This window comes from Fibrobacter sp. UBA4297 (assembly GCF_002394865.1).
Taxonomy (GTDB): domain Bacteria; phylum Fibrobacterota; class Fibrobacteria; order Fibrobacterales; family Fibrobacteraceae; genus Fibrobacter.
The window spans coordinates 1-25,716 of record NZ_DGUZ01000001.1 but is presented as its reverse complement, the minus strand read 5'-3'; the positions used below and the strand labels follow the sequence as shown (position 1 = coordinate 25,716).

The window sequence follows — 25,716 nt, the reverse complement described above, 5'->3', positions numbered from 1 at the left end:
GCTGCAAAAGGATTGAGCGTTTGACAACATGTCAAAAACCGGAACGAAGCGTCCCATTTTACTAAATTTTATGAAAAATTTTAGTTGCAAAAGGGTCTTATGAATTTCAGTGATTTTTCAAAAGCAAGCCAACAGTTCAATCAGTTCAGCCCCGAAATGAAAGAACAGATGATGAAGATGGCCAAGGAACGCATCAAGGAAAAAATGCTCAAGTGGTTTGCGACTCCGACATTTGTGCTGCTAGGTATCGCCCTCGGCGCCGTCATCGGCGCACTCACCGCTTGTTTCGGAGACATTAGCGATAGACTCACGGCTATTCGCGACGCAAACCCTCTCTACCTCATCCCCGCACTCGCAATCGGCGGAGCAGCAATTGCTTTCGCGTACAAGAAATGGGGCCGCTGGACAGAGCGCGGCATGGACCAAGTCTTTGCAGTCGGACTCAAGAAAGAGACAGACTTTCCGCTTGTCGCCATCCCGATGGCAGCCGTGAGCACATGGCTCACGCAACTCTTTGGCGGAAGCGCCGGCCGCGAAGGCGCCGCTATGCAAATCGGCTCCGCGCTATCGTACAACATAAGTAAAAAGTTACCCTTTGAAAACGCAGCGCACATCATGCTCATAACAGGCCTTGCCGCAGGCTTTGCAGGAATTTTCCAAGCCCCGATGGCAGCCACAGCATTTGCCTTGGAAGTCTTGCTCGTCGGGCATTTTGAACTCGCCGCCCTACTCCCCGCTGCAGCCGCCGCATTCACCGCCTGCAAAGTTACAAGCATGCTTGGATTCCACAAGTTCAGCGTAGATTTGAATTCACTTCTTGATGCGAGCGGATTCTCGGCAAGCATCTTCACGAACGAAGGCGCTCTTGACGGCAAGTTCCTTGTGAAGCTTGCGCTGATGGGCATACTCTTCGGCATTGTCGGCGGTGGATTTGCAAAACTCCTCGGACTCTCGCAGAACTTTTTTGCAAAGAAGTTCCCGAACAACATCAAGCGCATCGCCATTATGGGCGTTGGCATAAGTGCTTTGCTCCTCCTCTTTTTCCAGGGCCGTTACGCCGGACTTGGAACAAACTTGTTGGATATGAGTTTTGCTTCTGCAAATGCGGCCGGAGAAGCTGCGAATGCTGTTGGAACTGCCGCGAGCATTGCTAACGCGAGTGCCACCGGGATTGCCGGATACGACTGGATTCTGAAATTCGCACTCACGATTCTTACGCTCTCCGCCGGATTCGTAGGCGGTGTCGTCACCCCGCTTTTTGCTATCGGCGCAACCTTCGGAATTTTCATCGCGAGCGTGTTCGGAATGCCCGTTGCCCTCGCCGCAGCACTCGGCTTCGCCGCAGTTTTCGCAAGCGCAAGCAACACACTCTGGGCCCCCATCCTCATCGCAGGCGAAATTTTCGGATTCAATTGCCTCCCAGCATTCTTCATCGTCTGCACCGTAGCCTACATCTGCAATGGCGGGCAATCCATTTACAAACAAAAAAAGATAAGAATCAAGATTTAAAAAAAATCCCGTAGCACACGCCACGGGAAAAAGATTGCAGGTTTCAGGTTGTAGGTTATAGGTTTTAGGAATAAAGAATCATTCGCTTTGCGAATCTATACAGGGTGGCGAAGCCACGATTATTCACCTAAACCCTAACCCCTATTACCTAATACCTACTACAGATCCACCACTTCAGTCCAGCCGAACGGGTCTTCCGCTTCGCCGAACTGGATAGCAGTGTACTTGGTGAAGAGTTCCGTGCAGACCGGACCCGGATTCTTGCCGTCACCGTAAGTGAATTCCTTGCCGGCGACCGGATCCACAATCTTCTTGATCGGGGTAATCACGGCAGCCGTACCGCATTCAGCCGTTTCGCTGAATTCAGCGAGTTCTTCGAACGGAACCTGGCGGCGTTCCACAGTGTAGCCGAGGTATTCAGCCAACTGCTGCAAGCTCTTGTTCGTAATGGACGGCAAAATGGATTCAGACTTCGGAGTCACGTAGGTCTTGCCCTTGATGCCGAAGAAGTTTGCCGGACCGCATTCGTCGATATACTTCTTTTCCTTTGCATCGAGGTAAATCGTGCTGGAGTAACCGAGCTTCTTGGCTTCAGCGAGGGACTGGAGGCTAGCAGCGTAGTTACCGCCGACCTTCACCGTACCCGTACCCTGCGGAGCAGCGCGGTCGTAGTTGCGGCTGATCATCATGTCCACCGGCTTGAACCCATCCTTGAAGTACGGACCCACCGGAGTCACAAACATCATAAGCAAATATTCATCAGCAGGCTTCACACCCACTTCCGGGCTCATACCAATCAGGAGCGGACGGATGTAGAGCGTTGCGCCATAACCATAAGGCGGAACAAAGCGCTTGTTCAATTTCACCACAGTGTGGACCATTTCGCGGAAAAGTTCAACCGGCGGAACAGCCATCAAAATACGGTTGGCCGTATTCTGCATACGCTTAGCGTTTTCTTCGACGCGGAAAATACGGACCTTGCCATCCTTGCCCGTGTAAGCCTTGAGGCCTTCAAAACCTTCCTGGCCGTAATGCAAGCAAGTAGCGGCCATATGGATGCTAATGTCCTTAGAAGAAGATACTTCAATCTTGCCCCATTCACCATTGCGGTAGTAGCAGCGGACATTGTAATCGGTATCGTAATAACCGAAGGGGAGCGTCTTCCAATCGACAGTATTCAAATCAACTTGCATAGTATTAACCTTTTTTGCAAATGTGCATATTTAAAGGTATCATTCGGTACCGCTTGAAAAATACAATTATAAACGCCCTTTTGGCATCCCTTGTACAAAAAAAAGTGAAAAAATGACCGCTATTACAAAGGGGGGGACGACTCCCCCTGATTGCAGCCCCGGCCCCGCCGGGTCTTCCATCACCCCTTCGAGCGGGCTTCATGCGCCAGCCCGCAACACCCGGCTTCAAGCTCCCGCTCCAAAGCTTACATAAACGGATACATCATACGATTCCAAACAGCATCTTCTAAATCACGCCTAGAATCAACAACAGCAACAACAACCACCTTATTATTCTCCTTGCGATAGATAACACGCCATGGAGAAATCACAAGTTCACGGAACCCACCTATTTGTAATTTATCCAATTCATTAGGGACCTTCCCTAAATCAGGAAAACTTTCTAGAACAAGACTCTCTTTCTTTATTCTAGCAAAAGAATCTTTAGCATTCTTTTTGCTTTCCTTTGCAATATGAAAAACAATAGACCTTAAATCATTGGATGCAGATTCAGACCATTCAACCATAAATTTTTTAGAGGGCATCAAGTTCTCGCTCCAAAGCATCAAACAGGTCTTTTTGACGAATAACTTTTCCTTTTGCTATTTCAGCTTCACTTTGCGCAATAAGCTTGAAAAGCTTCAGAGCATCTTGCATTGTCTGAAAAGTTTCCGTATCGACAATCACGCCACGAGCTTCCCCATTTTGCGTGACTATATATGGAGCCCGCGTTTCATTCACATGATCTAACACCTTTGCAGCATTAGCCTTGATATACGATATCGGTTTGATATTTTCCAATTTCTGCATAAAACCTCAAAAGACTACATTCAGTACCAAATATAGTCCTTTAAAATGTTAAAGTCAAGAGACCTCTGCAGCGTTCCGATCCAACCCGCAAGTTTCCTTTAGAAACGGATTTTAACCTTTTCAAGAAATTGAGCCCAAGCCATCGTCAAAACGACAACTAAAATTGGATGGATCCAACTTAATAAGCCCACATGTAAATCAATATTCAAAAGATATCTGCTACAGACAATATATAGAACGCTAGAAACTAACATATGGAATATATAAACATTCAAGGACAATTTATCTCCAACATATTCCAATGGTTTACAATATGATTTATCAGGAATTTTAATAGCCAATGTAAAAATTGCAAGAGAATAGATAATATTCCCTATACATGAAATCTTTATTGGAAAATCACAAAGCAAAGGAATTAAAGAAGCAAGACTTCCAACAACAATTACCAACAAAACGGACGAATAACGAAAAGACTTGAAAAATTTTTCTTTTGATCGAAGATAATATCCAAAAAGGAAATATGGCATCGCTCCTGTTAAAAAATTTATATGGAACATCCAAGGCAAATCTTTCGTTGCGCAATATGTAGTCAAAACAATCTTAAAAACAAACAACAATGGCATAATAAAAAGAGCTCTGTTCTCCTTTTTATGCTTAACAACAAAATGCCAAACAAAGTATGTTTCAGCCATAGCAATCAAATACCAAAGAGGTATTGCAAAATCAATCGTGCAGAAAACAGCATATTTAATAGGAGTCGTATATTTAAAATTTAACGACAGCCACTCTACAACAGAGCCCCGAAGAACTTGAAAAAAAGCATTGTAACCCAGAAAACAGAGATAGCCAAAAGCAAATATTTTTAAAATTTTTATCATTCTTCTCTTTATAACGGTTTCATCCTTTCCAAAGGCAAAATACCCTGCAATCATAAGAAATGAAGGAACAGCAAAAGAAGCCAAAGACTTCCAAATAATGATGCCGACAACTCCCGGGAAATGAATGTGGATAAAAACCACAGCTATACAAGCAAGTCCTTTAAGTAAATTAAGAACTTCATTTCTCTTTGCGACTTGCCCCAATTGGGCAGTACTATTTTCCATATTTTTCTCCTTAAAAACAAAGAGCTAAATGCTCTTGCTTTTGCGGAGACTTTTGCCCCAATAGTCATAAAACAAAAAAGGCGTGGAGTCGTTTCAAATGCTTACTAATCCTGAGGGCTACCACACCCATCTACCTAATAAGCACAAACGACCCACGCCCCATAGGGACGTGAGCGCTCGCCTTATTCTCAGGTAGTTTGAAAGTGGTAGTTTCAGGATTGAGAATAAGAGCAAATACTCTAAATCGTACGTTCTACACCTTACGGCATAAAACTATGTCAAAAGACATTTTAGCAAAATGAATTTTGACCGTCAATATGGAGACTCCACCATACCATCCATATCGCGCAAAATCACATTTTCGTCCCAAGATTCCCTCTTTTCAACAATTTCCTAGCCACATCCGGCCTAGAAATGATATATTATCTAAGTCGAATTACGCTTTGGCGTAACAGGAAGGGGAACTCGAAATGAAAAACAGGATTTTTGCATTTAACGATACGGCAACATTTGAAAAAGAACTTGTCGATTTTAGCAATTGGTGCAAAGAAAACGGTTCGCCAACGGTATGCTTCCAGATTCATTCCGAAGAACTGGATCCAGAAAAGCTAAAACCCGTTTGGGCAACCCTGGAGCACGTCTTCCCCAACACGCCGTGGTTCGGAAACTCCACTAGCGGAAACATCGTAGACTGCGAAAAAGCAAGCGAAATTTCCATATCCGCCATCATTTTCGAAAAGCCGACGACAAAGATCCAGATTTTGCAGTACGACTTTTCCAACAAGTCCATCAGCGACATCGCCCACGAAATCGTGGAAGAAGCCAAGCAGAACCCCTGGGTAAAAGCGGTTGAAATCTACCACTGCATTTCGCCGTTTTCGACAACGAATCTTTGCGAAGGGCTCGACGCCTTGGCCCCGAACATCCAGATTTTTGGCGGCATCGTCTGCTCCCCCGACATCACGAGCCCGAATTCCTGCGTATTTTCATCCGTGGGCGGTCACACCACATCAGGCCTTTTAGTGGTGTTCTACGGCGGTCCGGAATTTTATGTAGAATCCCGCAAAATCAGCGGATGGAAGCCTATCGGCCGCAACTTCCACGTCACCCGCTCCAAAGGCAACATCCTTTACGAATTGAGCAGCCTCCCCGCCTACGAAGTTTACAACAAGTACCTGAACATCAAGAACGACAAAAACTTTTTCTACAACGCCCTTGAATTCCCAATGCTCTACGAGCACAACGGGATTTCCATCGTGCGTGCCGCAGGTGCCAGCAATCCGGACGGGTCGCTCTCTATGTCTTCGGATATTGACGAGGGTTCAATCGTCCGCCTCTCGTATGGCGAGCCGCAACTGATTCTCGAAAAAATCAAGGCCGAAAGCGAAAACGCCGAACTGTTCGCCCCCGAAGTCATGCACATATTCTCCTGTGCGGCTCGAAAGGCATTTTGGTCCAAGCACGAACCGACATACGAAATTACAGCGTTCAAGGGGCTCGCCTCCAGCACGGGATTTTTCTCGCACGGTGAATTCTTGCGCGAAAAGGGATTTTTAAACCAACATAACATCACGCTCGTCATTGCATCAATGCGCGAAGGCGCCATTACAAAACGGGGACACGCCAAAGGCGTCATAATTCCGGATGAAAATTCCACCCGTTTGCCACTCGCCGCCCGCATGGCCACATTCATTCGCGAAACGTCGTTTGAACTGGAACAGATCAACAGCAGGTTACGTGTCATGAACGAGCACCTGCAAGATGTCGCAACGACGGACAGCCTGACAGGACTCGAAAACAGGCTCGCATTCGATGCACTTCTAGAAACAATCAACCAGGAAGACTCCCAAGAAGATTCCTGGACCATGTTCCTGATGGACGTGAACGGCCTCAAATACGCAAACGACACCTTCGGCCACCAGGCCGGTGACGAATTGATCAAGGCCGCCGCCAAAGCCATCAAAAACACCTACGGCACCAGCGGGAACTGCTTTAGAATCGGCGGCGATGAATTCGCAGTCATCACGCATGTTCCGATAGATTCTCACTATCCGCTGTATTCCATACTGCAAAAGAACATCAACGAATACAATAAAAAGGCGCTTTACCATCTGTCGATAGCTGTAGGCGCAAGCCGCCTGCGCAGCGATTCCGGAATTCGCAAGTCCATCAGCGACTGGAAAATGGAAGCCGACCTGAACATGTATCGCGACAAGGTGCATTATCACAAGCCAGTTGAAAACGACGAAAACCAGAACCTCAAGGACTTGATTTCCTGCCTGATTTCAGTCGAAGAAGCTAAAGATTCCTATACGGCTCACCATTCTGAACGCGTAAAAGCCTACTCTGAATTGATAGCACGCTCTCTAGGCCTTTCAGAAAGTTCAATATCGCTGATTACTCACGCGGCACACCTGCATGATATCGGCAAAATAGGCATTCGAGACAACGTTCTTACAAAACCGGGAAAACTTACCGACGAAGAATTCGAAATCATCAAGCAGCACCCGGTCATTGGCGCAAAGATTCTAATGCAGTCGAACTACACGCACGAAATGGTGCAAATAGTGTTGCACCACCATGAACGCTACGACGGCCGTGGCTACCCCGAAGGCCTCAAAGGCGAAGACATCCCCATAGGCGCTCGCGTGATTGCCATCGCAGACTCCATTGACGCCATGACGAGCAAACGAGTTTACCGCGACGCCATGTCTTTGGACTACTGCCGTGAAGAAATCGAAAAAAATCTAGGCAAAATGTACGACCCCGCCATCGGCAAAGTCGTATTGGAACACTGGAACGAAATGGTCGATTCCCTGTTGTCCATGCGGAGCGGCCGCCCGAAAGTGATTTAACGCGATGATTTTGGTCATTGGTCAACTTCAAGTTTTCTTTTGCGCTTGACTTATCATAATTATGATATTATATTATCGTAATAAAGGAGTCCGCTATGCCGACCATTCGACCAATTTCTGATTTACGAAACAACTTCACAAGTGTTGCCGAGACCGTCCACAAATACGACGAGCCCATGTACCTCACCAAAAACGGCGTGGGAGACATGGTCGTGATGTCTATCGAATGTTACGAAAAACAGATGGCGCAGTTGGAACTGTATTCAAAACTTGCCGAAGCAATCTCTGAAGTAGAACGCGGTGCAGAATGCGCCGATGCGGAAAAATTCTTGAAGGACCTGATGAATGGCTAAAAAGTACGACGTCGTCGTCACACCTTCAGCACAGAAAGACCTGACCGAAATCAAGTCCTATTTTGCGAATGTTCTGAAGACATCTTCAAATTCCATTTTCGAAAAATTTCTTGAACAGGTGAGAATCCTAAAGACGCACCCGTTTATCTACAAAGTCCATCAGGACTCGCTGCTGAAACTTGTTGGCTACAGAGTCATTCCTATAGACAAATACTTAATGTTCTATGTTGTCCGGGGCAACATGGTTCAGATCCATCGAGTTCTCTACGCCAAGCGAAACTATCTACAGCTGCTAGAGCTGGACATTTAAAGAACAAGTCCAGCGACCTTAGCTGCGGCAAATAGCGTTATCGTTTGTCCCTATCAATCCACGGGCGTTCGTTCTTGCCGATGTAAATCTGGCGCGGACGGTTGATTTTGCTCTGCGGATCGTCGTGCATTTCCTTCCAGTGGGCAATCCAGCCCGGCAAGCGTCCAATCGCAAACATCACCGTAAGCATGTTCGTCGGGATGCCCATGGCGCGGTAGAGAATGCCAGAGTAGAAGTCCACATTCGGGTACAGCTTACGTTCGACAAAGTAATCATCCTTGAGGGCGGCTTCTTCGAGCTTAATAGCCACATCCAAAAGCGGGTCGTGCACATGTTCGCGTTCGAACACCTGGTACATGAGCTTCTTAAGCACCTTAGCGCGCGGGTCGTAGCTCTTGTAAACGCGGTGACCAAAGCCAGAAAGACGGAACGGATCGTTCTTGTCCTTGGCCTTTGCCATCACCTGTTCAATCGTCATGCCGCTCTGCTGGATGCGGAGGAGCGTTTCGAGCACAGCCTGGTTCGCACCACCGTGGAGCGGGCCCCACAAGGCACAAATGCCGGCACAAATGCTAGCGTAAAGGTTTGCCTGAGAGCTGCCCACCATACGAACGGTCGAAGTGGAGCAGTTCTGTTCATGGTCCGCATGGACAATCAAAAGCGTGTTGAGCGCCTTTTCCATAATCGGATCCGGGTGGTACGGGCGAGCCTTACTGCTGAACATCATGTTGAGGAAGTTGCTGCAGTAGCTGCGTTCCGCTTCCGGATACACGAACGGTTCACCGATGCTTGCCTTGTAAGCAAACGCGGCAATCGTGCGAATCTTGGAAATGAGGCCAGCGGTCGTGAGTTCAAATGCGCTCGCGATGTTTTCATCGTCGTAGAAACGCGGCGTGAAAAGCCCCACGGCGTTCACCACGGACGAGAGAATACCCATCGGGTGTGCTCCCGGCGGCATTTCGCGGAAGAAGTGCAACAAGTTCTCATGCAACAAGGCGTTTTCGGTCAAGAGCGTGCGGAAATGGCTCAGCTGTTCCTGGTTCGGGAGTTCGCCGTAAATCAAAAGCCATGCGGTTTCCGGGAAGGTCGCCTTTTCGGCCAAATCTTCAATGGAGTATCCTCGGTAGCGCAACACACCATGTTCGCCATCGACGAACGTGATTGAGCTTTTGGTGCTACCGGTGTTCAAGTAACCGTAATCCAGCGTGACAAGGCCAGAACTCTTACGCAGCGCGCTGATATCGAGCCCGTGCTCGCCTTCAGTGCCATCAACGACGGGGAGTTCAAAGCTTTTTCCGTTGTAGTTTAAGGTCGCGTTATTGGACATGGAATCTCCAGGAGGTGATTAGACGAAAGAACGGGCGTTGCCCTTCAGACGAAAGACGAGAGATTTAAAATGGCGCTTCGCGCTGTTTATACAGGCAACGAAGTTGCGACTATTTTTCTCTAGTCTCTCGTCTCTAGTCTCTCATCTCTTTAACACAATTATAGATATTTTCAAAGAGCTTGCCGAGTTTTTCAGTCGGAACAGCGCTGAATGCAATGCGGATAAGGCCCGAGAGCATAATCGTGCCCGTGCTGTAATCCTTGATGAGCTTCTGGCGGAGTTCTTCGGCATCGACGCCCTTCGGCTTGATGCACATAAAGTAACCGCTATTGCACGGCATCGGGTCAAAGGCTTCCTTGTATTCCGGATGTGCGGCCAAGACTTCCTTGATGATGTCGTAACGCTTCTTCAAGGTGGCGTACTTTTCAGCCTTCTGCTGAGCGTATTCGGCGCTCTGGTAAGCAGCGAGCAAAATCTTCTGGCTGATGGACGGAGCGTTAGAGATATTGCCACGGACCGTACCGGCAGCCTTGTCTTCGAGAGCCTTGAGCTGTGCTTCGGTAGCGCCCTTGAAACCAAAGCTCATAAAGCCAACGCGGAAGCCCCAAACGTAGTCTTCCTTGGTCGGGCCGTCGAGCTTCACGGCAAGGAGATTTTCGTGTGCATCCACGAGTTTCACAAAGAGAGATTCCTTCGTCACGCCTTCTTCATAGACGAGTCCAAAGTAAGCATCGTCGAGGAGAGCCACGACCTTGTTACCGGCAGCGGCGCATTCCGTGAGAATCTTTGCAATTTCAACCGCTTCCACTTCTGTTGCGGTGTAGCCCGTCGGGTTGTTCGGGAAGTTGAGGAGAACGACTTTCTTGTTGCTCTTGCTTTCGGCGAGAGCGGCCTTCAAGGCTTCCGTGTCAAAGCCACCGTTCTTGAAGGTGTTGAACGTCTTAATCTTTGCGCCACGGGCGTTTTCGAACACGAGTTCGTAGTTGTCCCAATAGAGGTCCGGGATAATCACTTCGTCGCCAGCATCGAGGAACATGTAACCAGCGCAGCTGATGGCATGCGTCAAGGCGCAGGTCACGACCGGCGTGCTGAAGCTCTTGGAGGCAAGCGTCGGGTTCTTCTTCACGACCTGTGCCTTCCATTCCTTGCGGAGGTCCGGATTGCCGAAGCTCGGTGCATAGAGGAATGCCTGCTTCGGGAGATTCAGAGACTTGAGAACGCAGTCCAGAACGAGCGGAGAGCCATCATCTTCGAGAGCTGTACCGATAGTCGCATTGATGTCGGAGCCCTTGGCTTCGGCTCCCTGGCCGAGAATACCCTTACGCGGGAAGAAAATGGCCTTGCCCTGTTCAGAGAGCATATCAAGAACGCAGCAACCGTTAGCGGAAAGTTCGGCGTTCAAAGATTGAGCGAGAGGATTGTAGTTCATTCTCAATGTCCTGTTTAAAAATTCCGCGGGGCAATTTAGAAAATTTAGAGTCCACCCGCAAGATTAAAAGGACATCAAAAAAGCGATTTGTAACGAATCGCTTTCAATACATTTTACAGGGATTGTAACAAGCAGAAAAATGTATCATCGCAAACGCAGTCTCCCTCGCAGATACGGAACCAACCGCGTCCTTCCAACTTCCTACTGTTTACTAACCACCAACCACTAACCACTTCCTAAACCCTAACCCCTAAAACCTAAACACCTATTCAATCAATCTTCGAACTTCGTTTTCATGATTTGTTCGACTGTTTCGCGTTTTTTCACGAACGCATCGACCACTTCCGGATCAAAGTGCGTACCACTTTCCTCGGTAATAATGCGGAAAGCCTCATCCACCGAGAATGCCTTCTTGTACGGGCGTTCCGAAACAAGCGCGTCATACACATCTGCAACCGCCATAATGCGGGCCGAAAGCGGTATATCCTTACCCTTCAAGCGTTCCGGATAGCCTCGCGAGCCATCCCACCATTCGTGGTGACTGTACGCAATTTCCTTCGCCATCTTGAGGTAAGCCGTCTCGCCCAAGTTCTTAGATGCACGTACGAGCATATCGCGACCATAAACCGTGTGCTTTTTCATTTCAGCAAATTCATCGTCCGTCAGCTTGCCCGGCTTATTCAAAATCACGTCAGAAATGTTAATCTTGCCGATATCATGAAGCGGAGCCGCCACCGCAATCGTCGAAATAAACGCATCGTCAATTTCGGGTTCCTTGCCGCGATCCTTCAATTCGCGAGCAATCAGCTCGGCATAAGCCGCCGTACGGCGCACATGGCCACCCGTCGTCTCGTCGCGATTTTCCACCATATCGCCAAGCACCGTAATGATGTTCGTCTGGAGCGCCGCAATCGAGGCCGCCTGGTATTCGGACTTGTTGATGTACAAATCGATTTCTTCGACCGCTTTGACAATCGCCGAATGGAGGTTCTCGATTTCATTGCCCGTCACCACTTCAAGACCCTTAATCTGGTTGATGGACTCACGGCGCCCTCTGCTACTGTCGTATGCAAAATGGTCCATTTCAAGCGTCATTTCGTGAATCGGGTAAACCACCCTGCGGTTTGCAATCAAGATAGCCGTAAAAACGATTGCGAGCAAAAGTCCAAACAAAGTCGAGAAAATCTTCGTGCAGAACAGCACCACGCTAATGCGTATCGCCGCAAGGCTGAACTTGGTACAGACTGGATTCGGGGCCTCGGTACAGACAATCGAGACATCCCACTTGCCCGTCTCATGCATGCCCGGTGTAATAGTCAAAATACGCGGATGCTTGCCTTTGAGATCATGAATGTACTCGTAAAGCGTCGCCGAATCCGCATTCTGGATCGCATCCGACACAAGCCTGTTCACCGATTCCGCCAAAAGCGTCGTCTCATGGATTTCCGCTTCGGAATACGTCTTGTAAGCGACCGCCGTAGCCACCACAGCAAGTGCAAAGCTCGACACGAACAAGAGCGCCGTCACCTGGACCTTGAGCGTATGAATTTCGTTCTTGGAACGATAACGGTCTTCGTGCGAGCGGCCCGAAACAGAATCAAACGCCTTGACAAACCAGCGCGGCGTCAAGCGAATCAGCACGTAAGCCACAATAATCGAAATAAACTTATCCGGAATTTCCGTGCAGAAGTCCGCCAAAATCTGCGACAGAAGAACCGGAAGCCCGCGTTCATGAAGCGCCGTTGCAATCGGCGTCACCACATTCTCTGCAATCTTAAAGTCAAAAAGGAAGTACGAAAGCACCGAACATGGAATGCTCAAAATCATCAACATTCCAAGCAGCATCGGCAAACGTGTAATCTTGTGGAACGCACCACGCCTTGCCGCAATCCCAGCACACACGGCAATCATCACGTTAATCGTGCCGTAGTAGAACGTCGAAGAATCGACAAAACCGCCAATGAAGTTCGTCAAGAACCCAACAATCGCGCCCGGGCTAAACCCGCCAATCACCGCCACGACAATCGTACCCACGCTATCCAGGTACAGCGGCAATTCAAAATGAATGGCTAAATCAGCAAGCAGTCGGTTGATGACTATACCGATGACAATCAGGATAATAATCTGAACGAGCTTATGGGCAGAAACAAAAGTTTTCACACCCTGTATATAGAATATTTTTTGAACATTTGCAAAAAAAAAGAGTGATTTATTTAACAATTCTAATTGGATTTTTGTGTAAAAAAATTTCAGCGACCCCGAAGAGCCGCTGAAACCTTTTCCTCCTCTAACGTATTATTTATAATCTGACTACGGCTTTGTCACCACCAATAACGGGAACAAGCCTCCCGCTACAACACCATTCTGGGTCTCACCTAAAGAAATCTCATAGGTTCCCTCAGGCATGCCATAAATAATTACATAACCTTTTTCATTATCTTCATCAGTAACTATTTGACAAGGAGAAAAAGTACGAGGACGTTTTTCGCCATCATAAAGCGAAGAAGTTCCATATTTTATTTCCAAGCAAATACCAAAGTTTCCCGACAGCTTGTGCAGCGAATCCAAATACAGCTTAGCCGTATACACCGGTTCTAGGACAATCTTTTCCAATTCGGCAACAGCTTCGCCACCAACTTCCTCAACAGTCGCCTTTGAAAAATCAGAATAGATATTGGTCCCTAAGCTAGAATCTGCAGAAAGCACTCGCAACTGAAGCGTTTTATAACTAGGATAATATCTATTCTCAACTTTTTTGGATTCCGTTTCCAAATAAGTCAAGAAGTTCACGCTATCCATGTAGATATAGCCATCCTTATCCGTAGTATACTGACAAGCTTTATTATTGTACGAACAAGCCCCTTCATAAACAGTAGCCCCCTGTACAGGATTTCCCGCACTATCAACCACCTGAACGCGTGCATTCATATACAATTGAATATCATCATAGGCTTTACAAGAAATACGGGCATAACCAACAGGCTTTTTTTCAACAACGCTATCAGCGTCAGCAATGACTTCCGGTTCTACGTCAGCAGCGCTCTTGGCAAGTGAACCGCAACCACCATGACCTTCATCAATAACCTTGCGGATATAAGTCGTATCCAGTTCGGCAATAGGCATTCCCGACCGAATCACGGGCTTTCCCGTCTGCGTTTCGCTGTACGACGACGCCACATTGGTATCACCGCAAGCGGCAAGCAATACAAGACCAAGCATAGCAAGCGCAACGCCTATCTTTGTAATTTTATCAGTAATCATAATTATTCCTCCTCGTTTTTTATTTTTTTAAATTTGTGAATAAGTGAATATTCAACTGGTGCACTCCAGTCGCCTCTTTCTTGTCTTGCGTAATGATTTTACGCACCTTGGCTTTCAAGTTCTGTATTTCCAAAGCAATTTCTTGATAGGCGTCATCAGAAACGCTGAACGTAAACGTTCCCATGTCTGACGGATTATCGTCATCGGCAAGCAACGCCTGCTTCGAAAGTTCAAAGCACTGCAACTGGTATTGACGAACCAAGTCGTTATTGTTGTAAGCCCCACTGCTCACCGAATCGCGCGAGCTTTTCCAGAAACCGTCTTCGTTCTTGCGCACAAAGCCAATGCGTTCCAGCAATTCGAGCGAACGCTTCAAAGTCCCCACGGAGACCTTCGGGAAAATGCGCTTTTGAATCGGCTCAAGATCATCCGAAACATCCATCACATCTAACGCTGTAAACAACACGCTATTATACCAGTGGTTGTAATACTCGTAGGCATCTTCGTTCAAGATGTGGTGTGGATCCGGATGCTGCTTGATGAGTTCATCAAAAAACGCATTGCGTTCCGTCGTCGTTTTCGCCTGGTCAAAATACACCATCGTTTCAAAGTATTTGGCTTCTTTCTTGTTAAGTCCAAGAACTTCCACAAACTTGGGAATCATGCGCCCAGTAAGCTTTTTTCCTTTGACGATATCGTTGTAGTAACTGCGAGTTTTGGGGAGACCAAGCAAGGCGCAGGCCCCAGCCCTGGTAAATTCAGGGTCGGTCTGCACGCGAGCGGCCTGGTATTCATCCAAGTACTTGCGGAAATGAGTAAACTGGAATATGTCAATAAACTTGTCCATACTCCAAATGTACTCAATTTTTGACTCAATGTCAATAGGTTAACGTAATTTTTTGAGATTTTTTTTGAGTACCATTTTTATGCTGAAAGAATCAGCACTTCATCATTTTTTTAATAATAAAAGTACGTCATGCGGGCGGGGCCCCAGCTCGGAGTTGCGAAGGCCGCACGGGCCCCTCCCTGCACCCTCCCCATCCTTGGCCGACGCTTTATTCTCTCGACGATTAACAATAATTTCTTATACAGTTATTTTTTCACGCATTTATTAATAATATTAACGGCCTTTGAACTGGTCACCGAATTTTAATTCAGTTTCTTTGGCGCCGTTGAGGTTCACGAGGCGTTCCGGCTCAAAGACCATTTCACGGGCAATCCCATCCTTAAGTTTTTCAACGCATTCGAGCATTTCTGCTGCCGATTGGCACGTCAAAAGCGCCTGCCGCACCGACATCGCAACGTTATCACCATCTTGGATTCTATCGCCTTCGGCTCCAGGATGACAATATTTCTCGTCTAACACAAACCCCTTGCACAATCTTGCGGCGAGCTGTTTCATGCGCCCCATCGCATTCATTTCCGTCGCCCCATCCTCAATCTTAAACTTGTAATAGAGCGGGAACACGTCAAGTGCTTCTTGCGCGGTTATCACATGCTTTTCGCGACCTTCCCATGCATCTGCAATTTGCCCGAAAATCCACGGGTTATGCATCGCCCCGCGCCCAATGCTCACGCCCGAAACTCCGTAAGTGTTAATGCGTTCGCGTGCGCATTCGACGCTATTCACATCGCCATTGCCAATCACGGGAATCTTTGCCGCGGCGGCGACTTTGCCAATCCAGTCCCAGTTCGCGAGGCCGTTATAGCCCTGCAAACGCGTGCGACCATGAACCGTGAGCATTTCAACGCCCTCGCCCTCGGCAATTTTGAGCGTTTCCATCACGTTGATGCTATCGTCGTCCCAGCCAATACGGCACTTAAGCGTAAGCGGAATCTCCGGCGTCTTTGCGTCCAAAACCGCCTTCACGTCATGCAGAATCTCTTGCAAACGGGGCAAGTCCCGCAAAAGCCCAGAACCGCTCCCCTTGCCCGCCACCTTCGGCGCCGGACACCCCGCATTCACTTCGATGAATTCCGGGTGGTAACGCTCGGCAATCTTGCCGGCTGCCGCCGCCATGCGGTCCGGGAAACGCCCAAAAATCTGAACACCAAACGGGCGCTCTTCCGGGAAAAACTTCAGTTGCTTGTGACCATCCGGATTGAACACGGCATCGCCATCGGTCGGAACAAACTCAGAGACCAAAAGTCCCATGCGGTCGCCCGAAAGCACCCGGCAAAGCCTCCTGAACGGAGCATCAGTCACTCCATCCATCGGACTGAGGATTGTATTGGGGAAAATCTCCTTGTTTCGGAGATTAAAACGGACCTTTTTAGGCAAATTATCAATCTTCAACATTTAAGTCACAACTATTCACAAATATTCCGCAATGTGAACCCGAAAAAGATATTTAATTTCGCTTTAACCATCACTCTAAGTCTATGTTAAACTTATATTTAGTGCGTGGCTAATATAACTAAACAATCTCTTATTCAGGAAATCGCCAAATCCACCGGATTTGTGCGCAATGATATTAAAATTGTTGTCGAACAGTTCCTCGACCTCCTCGGCGAGAAGCTTATCGAAGGCAATACTATTGAAATTCGCGGTTTCGGCACGTTCGCCTGCAAGCCTCGCAAGGCTCGCCCGGCACGCAATCCCCGCACTGGCGAAACAGTCCTCATCGACGAACGCTTGGTCCCGACATTCAAATTCAGCAACGACATTAAGGACAAGATCAATTCGCTCGAAGGCATCCTCGGCGAAGCATCCGTACAGCCGGAACTCGAAGCAGAAAACGAAATCGTACATGTCGGTAACGACTACGATTCCATCTAAACGAACGTTGAACCTATTAACTCAGGCTACGCAAACACCTGATACGAAAGAGCCGGCTTGAACGCCGGCTTTTCTTTTTCTTTGTCATGCCCGCCGGAGCCTGTGCTGAGCGCAGTCGAAGTAAGCGGGCATCTCCTTCATTACGACAGCGACGCGACTTCTTCATCCGTCAAGAATCGCCAACCGCCCTCGCCGAGCGTACGATCCAGAACAACCGGTCCAATCGCAATGCGTTCAAGCGTTTCAACGTGATTGCCGACTGCGGCGAACATACGACGAACCTGATGGTACAGTCCCTCGCCAATCGAGATGTCCACCGCATCACCGTTCACTTCAATCTCGCGAGCCAGCACCGGACGTCGTTCGTCCTTGAGCATCACGCCCGCCAAGAGTTCCGCCTTCTGCGCCTCTGTAAATGGGCGTGCAAGCGTCACGCGATACTTTTTCCAGAGTCCCTTCTTCGGGCTTTCGACCTTGTGGATAAAGTCTCCCTGATTCGAGAGCAACAAGAGTCCCGAAGAATCCGCATCCAAGCGTCCGACGGACTGGATACCCATTGCCGTAAAGCGTTCCGGCAGTAAATCGTACACAGGCTTGTGGTCACGAGCGTTGTGGCTGCATTCCACATCCGTTGGCTTGAAAAGCATCACGTACAACTTCTCGACCGTCGGCGCTTCTTCGCCATTCACCGTGATGAACTCCGGACGTGTCTTGAATTCCATGAACGGGTCATCGAGAACCTTGCCATCCAGTTCCACAAGGCCCATGCGCACTAATCCACGCGCATCCTTGCGGCTGCCAAAGCCCATCGAAGCAAGCAAACGTTCCAAAGTCAAAACAGCCATCAGTCCTCCAAAATAAATTCAAGAATCCGCCTGCGGATAAAACCGAGTTGCGGAAGTTCATTTGTTTTAATCACATGTGCGCGACGGCGCCAAAAGCTAAACGCCAAAATCCCAGCCAGCACAAGAGTTTCCAAAGTAAAGCAGAAAATGCGGAGCAACGTAATGCTCAAGTGGACCGAACCAACAGCGCGGAGTTCCTTTTCGTTACACCAGTCCATTCTCAAGTCCCAATCGCCAACGTACGGGTACGCTTTCAAGAATCCGTTCGCCGCCGCGATATAGCCCATGGTCTGGTAATCCGAGCGGATTCCTTCGACAAAGCAATCTCTAAAGCGCACACGGAACAGCGAAAGCACCGCCTTCAAAATTTTCAGAATGTACTTGAACGCCCTAGCATCAAAATCCGGCGTCAAAATGATGGTCCAAAATTCACGGTCCGAAAGCTTGTGCTTTTCCTTCTTCGGCTTTTTATCTTCGGAGGGCGTCTCGTTTTTTTCGGAATCGCGATTCTCGGATTCCACGGCTTTCACATCGGACGAAACTTCAACAACCGGCGAAGCTTTCACTTCAGCAGATTGCGTACTCTCGTTACCTGCACCATCGTCACTCGCTTCTAAAAGCTCCGTCTTGGGAGTTTCTGCAGGCTTTTTCGCAACAGCTTCAGTCAACGATTCTTGTTCACCGTCTTTTTCTTCAGCATCAGAGTTCGCCGCCGGCGCATCTCGTCTCTCGTCTCTCGTCTTTGGACAATCGCTTCGCTCTTGTCCCAAATGCTGATCTCGGTCATGCCCAAGCGAGCTTGGTCGCGACTCTCGATCTACGCATTTGTCGTCTCCTTCTACTGCCAACTGCCTACTGCCAACTTCATCCTTCCACTTCTTCTCGTACTCGTAAACCTTCTTCTTGAAAAAAAAGAAAAGCGCCCGCACACCGCGCTCCCCGGCCTCGAAATCAATTCGAAACGAAAACGGGAAAAGCAGTAGCACAAGCGCTACAACGAGAATTACACAAAGGAGCCAGGAAAAAAAGCCCATTACTTTTCGGCTTCGTCAGCCTTCTTGCTGATAATATCGATCAATTCGGCAAAGCTCTTCTCTTTCAAGATTTTGCTGAACTGTTCCTTATAGTTGCGAGCCGTAGAAAGGTCATCGATGACCAAGTCCCAAGCCTTCCACTTGCCATTCACAAGCGTCATCTTGTATTCGAGCACCGATTCCTTGCCCTTGTTCCACAAGTGAGCAATCACGCGAGCGTCGTCCGAGCCCTTCATCTTGGCCGGTTCGTAAATCGTAGAATCGGCGCGATAAAGTTCCAAACGGTTTGCACTCGAGTTGCGGACCATGCGCTGGAATTCCGTCACAAACTTCTGCTGAGAAGCTTCGTCCTGAGCCTTCCAATCGCTAGCGGCCAAGGACTTCTTGGCCAAGAGAGCAAAGTCAAAGGAATCATTCAAAAGGTTCTTGACGCGTTCCGTTTCCTTCGCGGTACGCTTGGACTTCTTGATAATGTTCTGCAGTTCAATGTCCTTGCTCTTCACGACAGACACAGGATCTTCGGCAGCAAAAGACAAGAGCGAAGCACAAGCAATAGCAATCAAAATTTTCTTAAACATCTTTAAATCTCCTCTTTTTTTACTTAAAATACGTTTTATAGGCGCTAAGAGACAACCCCATCTTTGCCACTAATCCGGCAAATTCGACATTATATCGGCAAACCGCAAAATAATAATCTTTTTGCATGCTTACATTTTGCGTATAAGCCGACACTAGCTCACCCGTTTGGGACTTGTCCAAGTCGTATTTCATTGCGGCACCTTTTAAAAGGGCTTCCGAGGCGCGCAAACTTTCACGTAAAGCATCCAGTTTTTCCTTAGCCGCGACAACCTGATAATACTGCTCCACAGCCTTTGCTACAAGGCCGTTCGAAGCGTAATTTTCTTTCAACTTGAGTCCGCGATAATCGGTCCTTGCCTTGCGGAATTCTTCCCAGCTTTTCCAGAAATTCAAACGATAGCGCAAGCCCACTCCGATAAGTCCAGAAATTCGGTTCACGGCATCCTGCGCAAAAGCGTTCTTCTGGAGCACATTGCGATTTCCGGCCCAGCTTTTTACATACTCGAACTCGCCCATGATAAAGAACTCCGGAGCAAGTTTTGCCTCAGCCAAATCCATCTGGAGCCTGCGAGCGCGAAGGCCCGCTTCCAGCTGTTTCAGTTCCGGATTGAACTTCACCGTAAGTTCACGAACTTCCTCCTCCGTCGGGAGATGTTCCGGTCTCACAGCTAAAACCGTATCTTCGGCAGCAAAAGTTTCCCCCTCCTGCAAGGAAAGTGCAAAACGGATAGCCAGTTGCACACGCTTCATACCAAGGTCCGCTTCAATCACACCTTCCTTGACAGTGTGCATTTTCGCCTTCAGGTTCAATAGGTCGTTTTGAGAGACCGTCGGTTCATCTTCGTCCAACGCTTCCTCAATCTGGTCGTATGCCTTGTCCACCTGCTTTTTCGCATCGGCAGCGAGGCGTTTCATTTCAAGCGCAAGGAGGTAGTTGTAATAATAGCTCTGGAGTTCAACTTCTTTTTTGAGAGTTGCATTTTCAATCTCAAAAGTTTTCTGTTGCAAATCCGCTTCCAAGGCAAGTTTACCTGTACGGTACTGTCCCAAATTCAACGGCTGAACAAACTTTGCTTCGACCCCCCAAAATGGTCCCATTCTGGAGAAATCGTACTTTTCGGCCTTTTCAATACCGAGCGTATCACCAGCTTCATTGAAATAGTAATCGTTGTATTCCTTAAGGCCCGGAGCAGGCCCCACCATCATCGAAACTGTAAAAGTCGGCAAGATTACTTCGGCCTTGAGCGAACGGATTTTATCTTTCTTGGCTTCAGTACCAAAACGCAGTTCTTCCATTTGCGGGTCACTCGCAAGCCCCTGTTCTACAAATTGCAGACAGTCATAGCGGACTTCGCCAGCGAAGGCGATCCCCATCAAAGCAAGAATAAAAGTCAAATTCCTAATCACAGCTAGAATTTAGAAAAAAGATATTGGTCATTGGTCAATAATCGTTGGAAAGTAGGGTGTAAACAGTGATTCGTTAGCAGGATTATAGTTCTCAGTTAAGAGTTCTGAGTTACTAGAAATGTTCTTATTGCAATCTCTAGTAACTACTAACTAAAAACCTTCTCAAAATGAACAGTGTGCCACAAGATCCTTGTATTTAGCGATAACACCCTCGTAATAGGAAGTTGGGAGCGGGGCATTTTTTTCCAGTAATTTATCAACGGCCGTATGCCCAAGGTTGTACGCCACGAGGGCCTCCCTCAAATTGCCATACTTTCCAATCAAGCGAATGAGGTAAGCAGAGCCCACAACCACGTTCACTTCCGGACGCATCAAGTCGTCTTCACTTTCAATAACAAGACCAAACCTGCGCCCAATCTTTTTTGCAGTTTCCAACTTTATTTGCATCAAACCTAGCGCACCCGAAAATTTTCCAGTCTGGAACCTTCCACGGGCAAGCGGATTTCCACGACTTTCCTGCGCGACAACAGCAAGGACAATCAACGGATCCAGCGAATACGACTGCGAAATCTGCCATAGATTTTCGGCCAACATGCGGAAACTCACCTCGGAGATTTTATCGCCAATCATGTACGTGAGCGCTTTTTCAATCTTCAAGTAATCGAGCGTCCACTTCCCCACCACCTCTAAATGTTCCATATCATTATGGAGAATGCGTTCCTGATAGGCAAGCTTTTCAAGTTTACGACTATTGGAATACCATTCGCTCGCAAAGAAAAATAAAACCGCAAAGCCAATGATAAACAGGACACTTACGTTCATCGCGGAGAGACGAACTCTATTTTTCACGACGTGTCTTCTCCAAGTATTCCAAATAAGTCACCCAGTCCTGGATAGCACCAAAGGAACTCAGCAAAGTCGTATCCTGCACAACGCCAAGCTTACGCATCGGGCCAATCGCTGATTCCAAGCGGTCAATTTCGCGGATGTAACGGGCTTTCTGGCTTTCGAGCGACGTAATCTGCGCCTGCTTATCAGAAATTTCACGCCCCTGTTCCACGACAATAACAAATAACGTAACAGCCCAACCTATCAGGAACAACGCTACAGAAATTGCAAAGCCAGGAGAAAGGCTAATCGACTTTTTTTCGTAATGCAAACCGACCAAGTGGACCTGCTTCGAAAGTCCTGACTTGCGATACTCCTCACGATTCCTGTAAATTTCAAAGATATTGCGATAGCGTTCAAAATAAGCGTGCAGTTCTTCGCTATCGAACAACAAAATCAAACTAGCCTTCTGCTGCTTGACCAAATTGAGAATTTCAAGGAACAAGCCGCGATAAGCTTCTGTCGTGAAACGGGCGTTCTGGAGATTCACAAAGAAGAACACGCCTGGGCCGCGCACAAGCATTTCAAGCTTTTCACGGACAGCCGAAAGTTGGTATTCGCCAAGAATCCCGTACAGCGAAATTTCGACTTCTTCGCCGCGATCTTCAACCTGGATATCAATCAAGTCGGCTCGCACAAATTACCTCTTCGTCACCGACACAGAAATCTTGAACGCCTTACGGTCAAGCACGTTGAACGGAGCATTCCAGAACGGGAACACGCGAATGCCTTGGAACGCTTGCGGAGCTGCGGTTGAAGTCGCCCCAAAAATGGAGCCGATAAAAATAGACGTCGGACGATCAAAGTTCATGCGGAACACGCAACCAGCCTTTTCATCGCGAATCTCGAGAGACTCTCCATCTGGGTACAAAAGCGGTTCCACCATATTCCACTTAACATTCTTGCCGTCAATCCATACTTTGTTGACATCGCCGTGCGACAAAAGCCCAAGCTCGAGAATCGTCCCGAAATAGCCCTTCGTATTCACATACGCAAGATTGTCAATCGCATACGAGACTGTAAACTTGGCAGCATCGCCCTGGAACGTAAAGACTTTCTTTATTTTGAACAAAGCCTTGCGCTCTTCATTGTCAAAGCCCTGCTCCTCGTCTAACATAATCTCCGTGCCGACATCCGAACGCAGAATGCGATAGTCATACGGGTCTGCAAGCAAGTGCTTGCGATCGTAGAGCATCTGCTCCAACTTGACCGGTGTAAAGTCAACATTCGGCACAAGGCAGTCTAAAAACGCAACCGAAGGTTCGCCATCATCGCGCCATGAATTCACAAGGTTTATTTTTGCACCCTTGTAGTTCCACGTCCGAAGCACCCCGCCAATGCGGTAATCCAGCAAATAAGAAGATTCTGGGTTTTCACAGTAAAGAACTTTCTTGCCCCGGAGCAAAAAGTCACACACATCCACACGAAGTCCAGAAAAACCTGTGAGGTCATCGAGAATCTGCGATGCCGAAAGCAACATGCGGTTCGAGCGCTTACGCACCATCATGGAACGCATCCCCGAGCGGTTGTGCATATCCCTAAAATAAAGCGGAGCCATCGCGGGCAAAAGCGCATGGCAAAATTCAAGCCACTTCTTGCCCGAAAGCACACTGCGGGCTCTCCTGTACAAATTCAGGAAAGACTTGTGGTGCATATTGATTTCTGGACGGCGAATCAAAAGTTCGCGACAAGTACGCGCCGTCGAAGGTAGCCCTAGCCTGCGGCCCGCCGAAACAAGGAAGCTAATCGTACCGCAAGTTTCAAGCTGATCCACAGCAAAACCAACGGTTCTAGTCTGAACCTCGTTCATCTCGATAAAGTCCACAAAGCGCCCAAAGAAATTAACAATTTCCGTAGGTTCCGAAGGAATGTCCAAAAGCGCAATTGCCGACTTGCCATCACGACAATATGATTCGGAAATGCTTCGCCACGCAAGATTATCTTCGGCAATCGCCTGCGAAAGAGTCTCAGACACAGGAACAATGCGGATAAGAGCACCACGGTCTTCAAGCGTAAACCAGCCAGAAACAGGCGTCGAACGGCCAAGTGCATCTTGCACAGCCGCTTCCGTCACCAGTGCATAATCAAAGCGAGAGCGCTCCAGAACATCGGCCATGCCCGGCTCCCACACCAACGAGGAATTGAAATACCCCTGCGGTTCTGCGCCAAGCACCTTCTTCAAGTAATCACGATGCAACTCCAGCTGCATCGTCTGCAAATCTTCCGGAAAAAGCGGCAGCATCGGATCGTAATAGCCGCCACCCAAAAATTCGAGAACCCCATTGCGAATCGCATTCTGAATTTTACCGAACATCAACGGCTTTGCCACATTGTAAAGCGCCTCAATCACAGGCCCATCCAAAAAGATGGAGCACTTTACCTGTTCTGAATTCAAAAGAACATTCAACCCTTCGAGCAAGTTACGCGCGACCGCCTCAAGGTTTTCATACGAGGTCGATGGCGACATCTGCAATACAAAGGATATTCTAGGATTCATGCGACAAAGAATAGCAATTTTAATTAATGGTAATTAGTTGCTAGTTGCGAGAGATTGCTGAAATTGGACACTGAAATTAATTGACTTGCATAAAATTAATTTTCTCCCCATTATATCCGTATGCCTTTAATCCTTTGAGCAATGGAGCGATATCCTTCATCAGCTCGTCGTTCTCAAAAATTAAGGAAGCATGTTCTCCAAATAAGTCAGAGGTGCATTTTGCAACAGAGCTTTTTACATCATTACTATCATTTTGTAATTTTTCTTTAGAACGAATATCAGCAATGAATTTCCACAAATCCGCTAGATTATTAAAAGAATAGAATGAAAATCCATCAAACGAGGGATTTGCTTTCAAAGCCCCTTCATTCAAGCTAATAGCATAAACAATGTTGTCATTTTCACGATAAAAGCTTAGCATCAAGTCCAGAGAATTATAATCTTTAAAATAATCTACAAAACAAACTAACTTATAAGCATCCTTGATTTTTAATCGAGCTAATATTTCATCAAGTGACAGCTTTTGACGATTACGCATATACTTATACCTTAAAGGAGGAGAAATATAAAAGGGATTAACGTGCAAACACGGGCGAGAACGCGTGGGTAATTTCAAATCATAAATTTCTTTGAAATTTGTTCCGATAGCATACTTTATATTTGAATAACCAGCAAAATGCATTGTCGCAAATGTTTTATAAAAATCACCATAAGAGAGATTCTCATCAACATGTAACTTGGCTGTACTAGCCTCAAAATCATACGATTGATTATTTTTTAAAGTTTTTTCTAGATATGCGTTTATAACCCTTTTTAATTCGCTATCAAGATGAAGAATCAGCAAATCACCAATAACCAAAAAATCCGTCTTTGTTTTTCCGATAACTTTCCCATTTACGAAGTATTCATCGATGTTTACGTCAACGACGGGTTCGTCCGGACTCGGGGTCATAAACTCATTCTTGTCGCTGTTGCAAGCGGCAAGGAGGAAGAGGGAGAGAAGCAGGATGTAGGCGGAAAGTCTAGTCATTTGTATGGAATATACAAAAAGCGATGAGCAATGGGCAGCGAGCGATGAGGGACGCGGGAGGGGACTGCGCAAAGCGATGCCGGATCGGGGTCCGGCATGAGAGCGAACTCAATACCGTCACTGGATCCTTCGCTCCGCTCTGGATGACGCTACGAATTCCGTGTACGGCGATGCCGGGCTGCGCGCGGCGTGTAAAAAAAGAAAAAGCCCCGCCCGACGTGCTGCGTCAGGCGGGGCGTGAATCCAGCGGCGACCTACTCTCCCGGGCCCGGGGGCCAGGTACCATCGGCGATCTGAGGCTTAACTTCCGTGTTCGGGATGGGAACGGGTGTGACCCTCACTCGATAACCGCTGAAACAAACTCATGCATGGAACCTAAACTCTTTTAAGCAACCGCAGAATGATGAAGCTGCGTGAATTCGGGCTGCCCACGCGGGACAGTTGAACCAAATCGTTGAAAGAAAGGAA

23 protein-coding genes and 1 rRNA gene are annotated in these 25,716 nt (G+C 47.7%); 5 read left to right on the top strand and 19 right to left on the bottom strand.

All coding sequences use genetic code 11. The annotated features are described in order from the left end of the window. Positions 1–99: 99 nt before the first annotated feature. Positions 100–1,509 carry a chloride channel protein gene (locus B3A20_RS00120; RefSeq protein ID WP_290760493.1) on the top strand — a complete coding sequence of 470 codons (1,410 nt, stop codon included), beginning with the start codon at positions 100–102 and terminating at the stop codon, positions 1,507–1,509. Between the two features lie 158 nt (positions 1,510–1,667). Here B3A20_RS00120 and B3A20_RS00115 read toward each other — a convergent pair whose 3' ends face one another. The 4 genes from B3A20_RS00115 to B3A20_RS00100 form a co-directional block, all read right to left on the bottom strand. Continuing rightward, positions 1,668–2,732: a branched-chain amino acid aminotransferase gene (locus tag B3A20_RS00115; RefSeq protein WP_290760897.1), complete on the bottom strand. Its 1,065-nt coding sequence runs from the start codon at positions 2,730–2,732 to the stop codon at positions 1,668–1,670. A gap of 215 nt (positions 2,733–2,947) precedes the next feature. Continuing rightward, positions 2,948–3,286, bottom strand: a complete 339-nt coding sequence (locus B3A20_RS00110) for a type II toxin-antitoxin system RelE/ParE family toxin (protein WP_014545428.1) — start codon at positions 3,284–3,286, stop codon at positions 2,948–2,950. Next, positions 3,276–3,551: a type II toxin-antitoxin system Phd/YefM family antitoxin gene (locus B3A20_RS00105; protein ID WP_073425179.1), complete on the bottom strand. Its 276-nt coding sequence runs from the start codon at positions 3,549–3,551 to the stop codon at positions 3,276–3,278. The genes B3A20_RS00110 and B3A20_RS00105 overlap by 11 nt, the downstream gene beginning before the upstream one ends. A 98-nt stretch (positions 3,552–3,649) precedes the next feature. Continuing rightward, positions 3,650–4,654 (bottom strand): acyltransferase family protein, encoded by a 1,005-nt coding sequence (locus B3A20_RS00100; protein WP_290760486.1) that lies wholly within the window; start codon positions 4,652–4,654, stop codon positions 3,650–3,652. A 470-nt stretch (positions 4,655–5,124) separates the two neighbouring features. Between B3A20_RS00100 and B3A20_RS00095 the strand changes: the two genes are divergently transcribed. The 3 genes from B3A20_RS00095 (at position 5,125) to B3A20_RS00085 (ending at position 8,172) form a co-directional block, all read left to right on the top strand. Beyond that, positions 5,125–7,509 carry an HD domain-containing phosphohydrolase gene (locus tag B3A20_RS00095; protein WP_290760483.1) on the top strand — a complete coding sequence of 795 codons (2,385 nt, stop codon included), beginning with the start codon at positions 5,125–5,127 and terminating at the stop codon, positions 7,507–7,509. Positions 7,510–7,604: 95 nt separating this feature from the next. Beyond that, complete coding sequence (locus B3A20_RS00090) at positions 7,605–7,862, top strand: type II toxin-antitoxin system Phd/YefM family antitoxin (protein ID WP_173563074.1); 258 nt, start codon at positions 7,605–7,607, stop codon at positions 7,860–7,862. Next, the gene (locus B3A20_RS00085) at positions 7,855–8,172 is read left to right on the top strand and encodes a type II toxin-antitoxin system RelE/ParE family toxin (RefSeq protein WP_290760477.1); all 318 of its coding nucleotides are present in this window, start codon (positions 7,855–7,857) and stop codon (positions 8,170–8,172) included. The genes B3A20_RS00090 and B3A20_RS00085 overlap by 8 nt, the downstream gene beginning before the upstream one ends. Before the next feature lie 37 nt (positions 8,173–8,209). Here B3A20_RS00085 and B3A20_RS00080 read toward each other — a convergent pair whose 3' ends face one another. From B3A20_RS00080 to B3A20_RS00055, 6 genes are all read right to left on the bottom strand, one after another. After that, positions 8,210–9,499 carry a citrate synthase gene (locus B3A20_RS00080; RefSeq protein WP_088639056.1) on the bottom strand — a complete coding sequence of 430 codons (1,290 nt, stop codon included), beginning with the start codon at positions 9,497–9,499 and terminating at the stop codon, positions 8,210–8,212. 133 nt (positions 9,500–9,632) lie between these two features. Then, positions 9,633–10,928: an aminotransferase class I/II-fold pyridoxal phosphate-dependent enzyme gene (locus tag B3A20_RS00075; protein ID WP_290760471.1), complete on the bottom strand. Its 1,296-nt coding sequence runs from the start codon at positions 10,926–10,928 to the stop codon at positions 9,633–9,635. A gap of 273 nt (positions 10,929–11,201) precedes the next feature. Then, on the bottom strand, positions 11,202–13,088 hold the full coding sequence (locus B3A20_RS00070) for an HD-GYP domain-containing protein (RefSeq protein WP_290760468.1): 1,887 nt from the start codon (positions 13,086–13,088) through the stop codon (positions 11,202–11,204). A 150-nt stretch (positions 13,089–13,238) separates the two neighbouring features. Then, positions 13,239–14,189: a hypothetical protein gene (locus B3A20_RS00065; protein ID WP_290760465.1), complete on the bottom strand. Its 951-nt coding sequence runs from the start codon at positions 14,187–14,189 to the stop codon at positions 13,239–13,241. A gap of 19 nt (positions 14,190–14,208) precedes the next feature. Continuing rightward, a complete protein-coding gene (locus B3A20_RS00060) occupies positions 14,209–15,036 on the bottom strand; it encodes a TIGR02147 family protein (RefSeq protein ID WP_290760462.1) in 828 nt (275 codons plus the stop codon). A gap of 273 nt (positions 15,037–15,309) precedes the next feature. After that, positions 15,310–16,488: a tRNA dihydrouridine synthase gene (locus tag B3A20_RS00055; RefSeq protein WP_014545435.1), complete on the bottom strand. Its 1,179-nt coding sequence runs from the start codon at positions 16,486–16,488 to the stop codon at positions 15,310–15,312. A gap of 105 nt (positions 16,489–16,593) precedes the next feature. Here B3A20_RS00055 and B3A20_RS00050 point away from each other — a divergent pair, with 105 nt between their 5' ends. Beyond that, positions 16,594–16,968, top strand: coding sequence for an HU family DNA-binding protein (locus tag B3A20_RS00050; protein WP_290760453.1), 375 nt, complete (start codon positions 16,594–16,596; stop codon positions 16,966–16,968). Positions 16,969–17,108: 140 nt separating this feature from the next. Here the strand turns inward: B3A20_RS00050 and B3A20_RS00045 are convergent, their stop codons facing one another. From B3A20_RS00045 to rrf, 9 genes are all read right to left on the bottom strand, one after another. Next, positions 17,109–17,813 carry a pseudouridine synthase gene (locus B3A20_RS00045; protein ID WP_290760449.1) on the bottom strand — a complete coding sequence of 235 codons (705 nt, stop codon included), beginning with the start codon at positions 17,811–17,813 and terminating at the stop codon, positions 17,109–17,111. Continuing rightward, positions 17,813–18,847 (bottom strand): hypothetical protein, encoded by a 1,035-nt coding sequence (locus B3A20_RS00040; protein WP_290760446.1) that lies wholly within the window; start codon positions 18,845–18,847, stop codon positions 17,813–17,815. The genes B3A20_RS00045 and B3A20_RS00040 overlap by 1 nt, the downstream gene beginning before the upstream one ends. Next, entirely contained in the window at positions 18,847–19,425 is a 579-nt protein-coding gene (locus B3A20_RS00035) for an MlaC/ttg2D family ABC transporter substrate-binding protein (RefSeq protein WP_290760443.1), read from the bottom strand. Before B3A20_RS00035 ends, B3A20_RS00040 begins: the two co-directional genes overlap by 1 nt. Positions 19,426–19,444: 19 nt before the next feature. Beyond that, positions 19,445–20,821, bottom strand: coding sequence for a TolC family protein (locus tag B3A20_RS00030; RefSeq protein WP_290760440.1), 1,377 nt, complete (start codon positions 20,819–20,821; stop codon positions 19,445–19,447). A gap of 174 nt (positions 20,822–20,995) precedes the next feature. Next, complete coding sequence (locus tag B3A20_RS00025) at positions 20,996–21,682, bottom strand: lytic transglycosylase domain-containing protein (RefSeq protein ID WP_290760437.1); 687 nt, start codon at positions 21,680–21,682, stop codon at positions 20,996–20,998. Continuing rightward, positions 21,672–22,358 (bottom strand): hypothetical protein, encoded by a 687-nt coding sequence (locus B3A20_RS00020; protein WP_290760434.1) that lies wholly within the window; start codon positions 22,356–22,358, stop codon positions 21,672–21,674. Before B3A20_RS00020 ends, B3A20_RS00025 begins: the two co-directional genes overlap by 11 nt. 3 nt (positions 22,359–22,361) lie before the next feature. Beyond that, positions 22,362–24,218, bottom strand: coding sequence for a glycoside hydrolase (locus B3A20_RS00015; RefSeq protein ID WP_290760431.1), 1,857 nt, complete (start codon positions 24,216–24,218; stop codon positions 22,362–22,364). Positions 24,219–24,294: 76 nt separating this feature from the next. Further along, a complete protein-coding gene (locus B3A20_RS00010; RefSeq protein WP_290760428.1) occupies positions 24,295–25,248 on the bottom strand; it encodes a hypothetical protein in 954 nt (317 codons plus the stop codon). A gap of 241 nt (positions 25,249–25,489) precedes the next feature. Continuing rightward, positions 25,490–25,604: ribosomal RNA gene (rrf, locus tag B3A20_RS00005) — 5S ribosomal RNA — on the bottom strand. Positions 25,605–25,716: the final 112 nt, after the last annotated feature.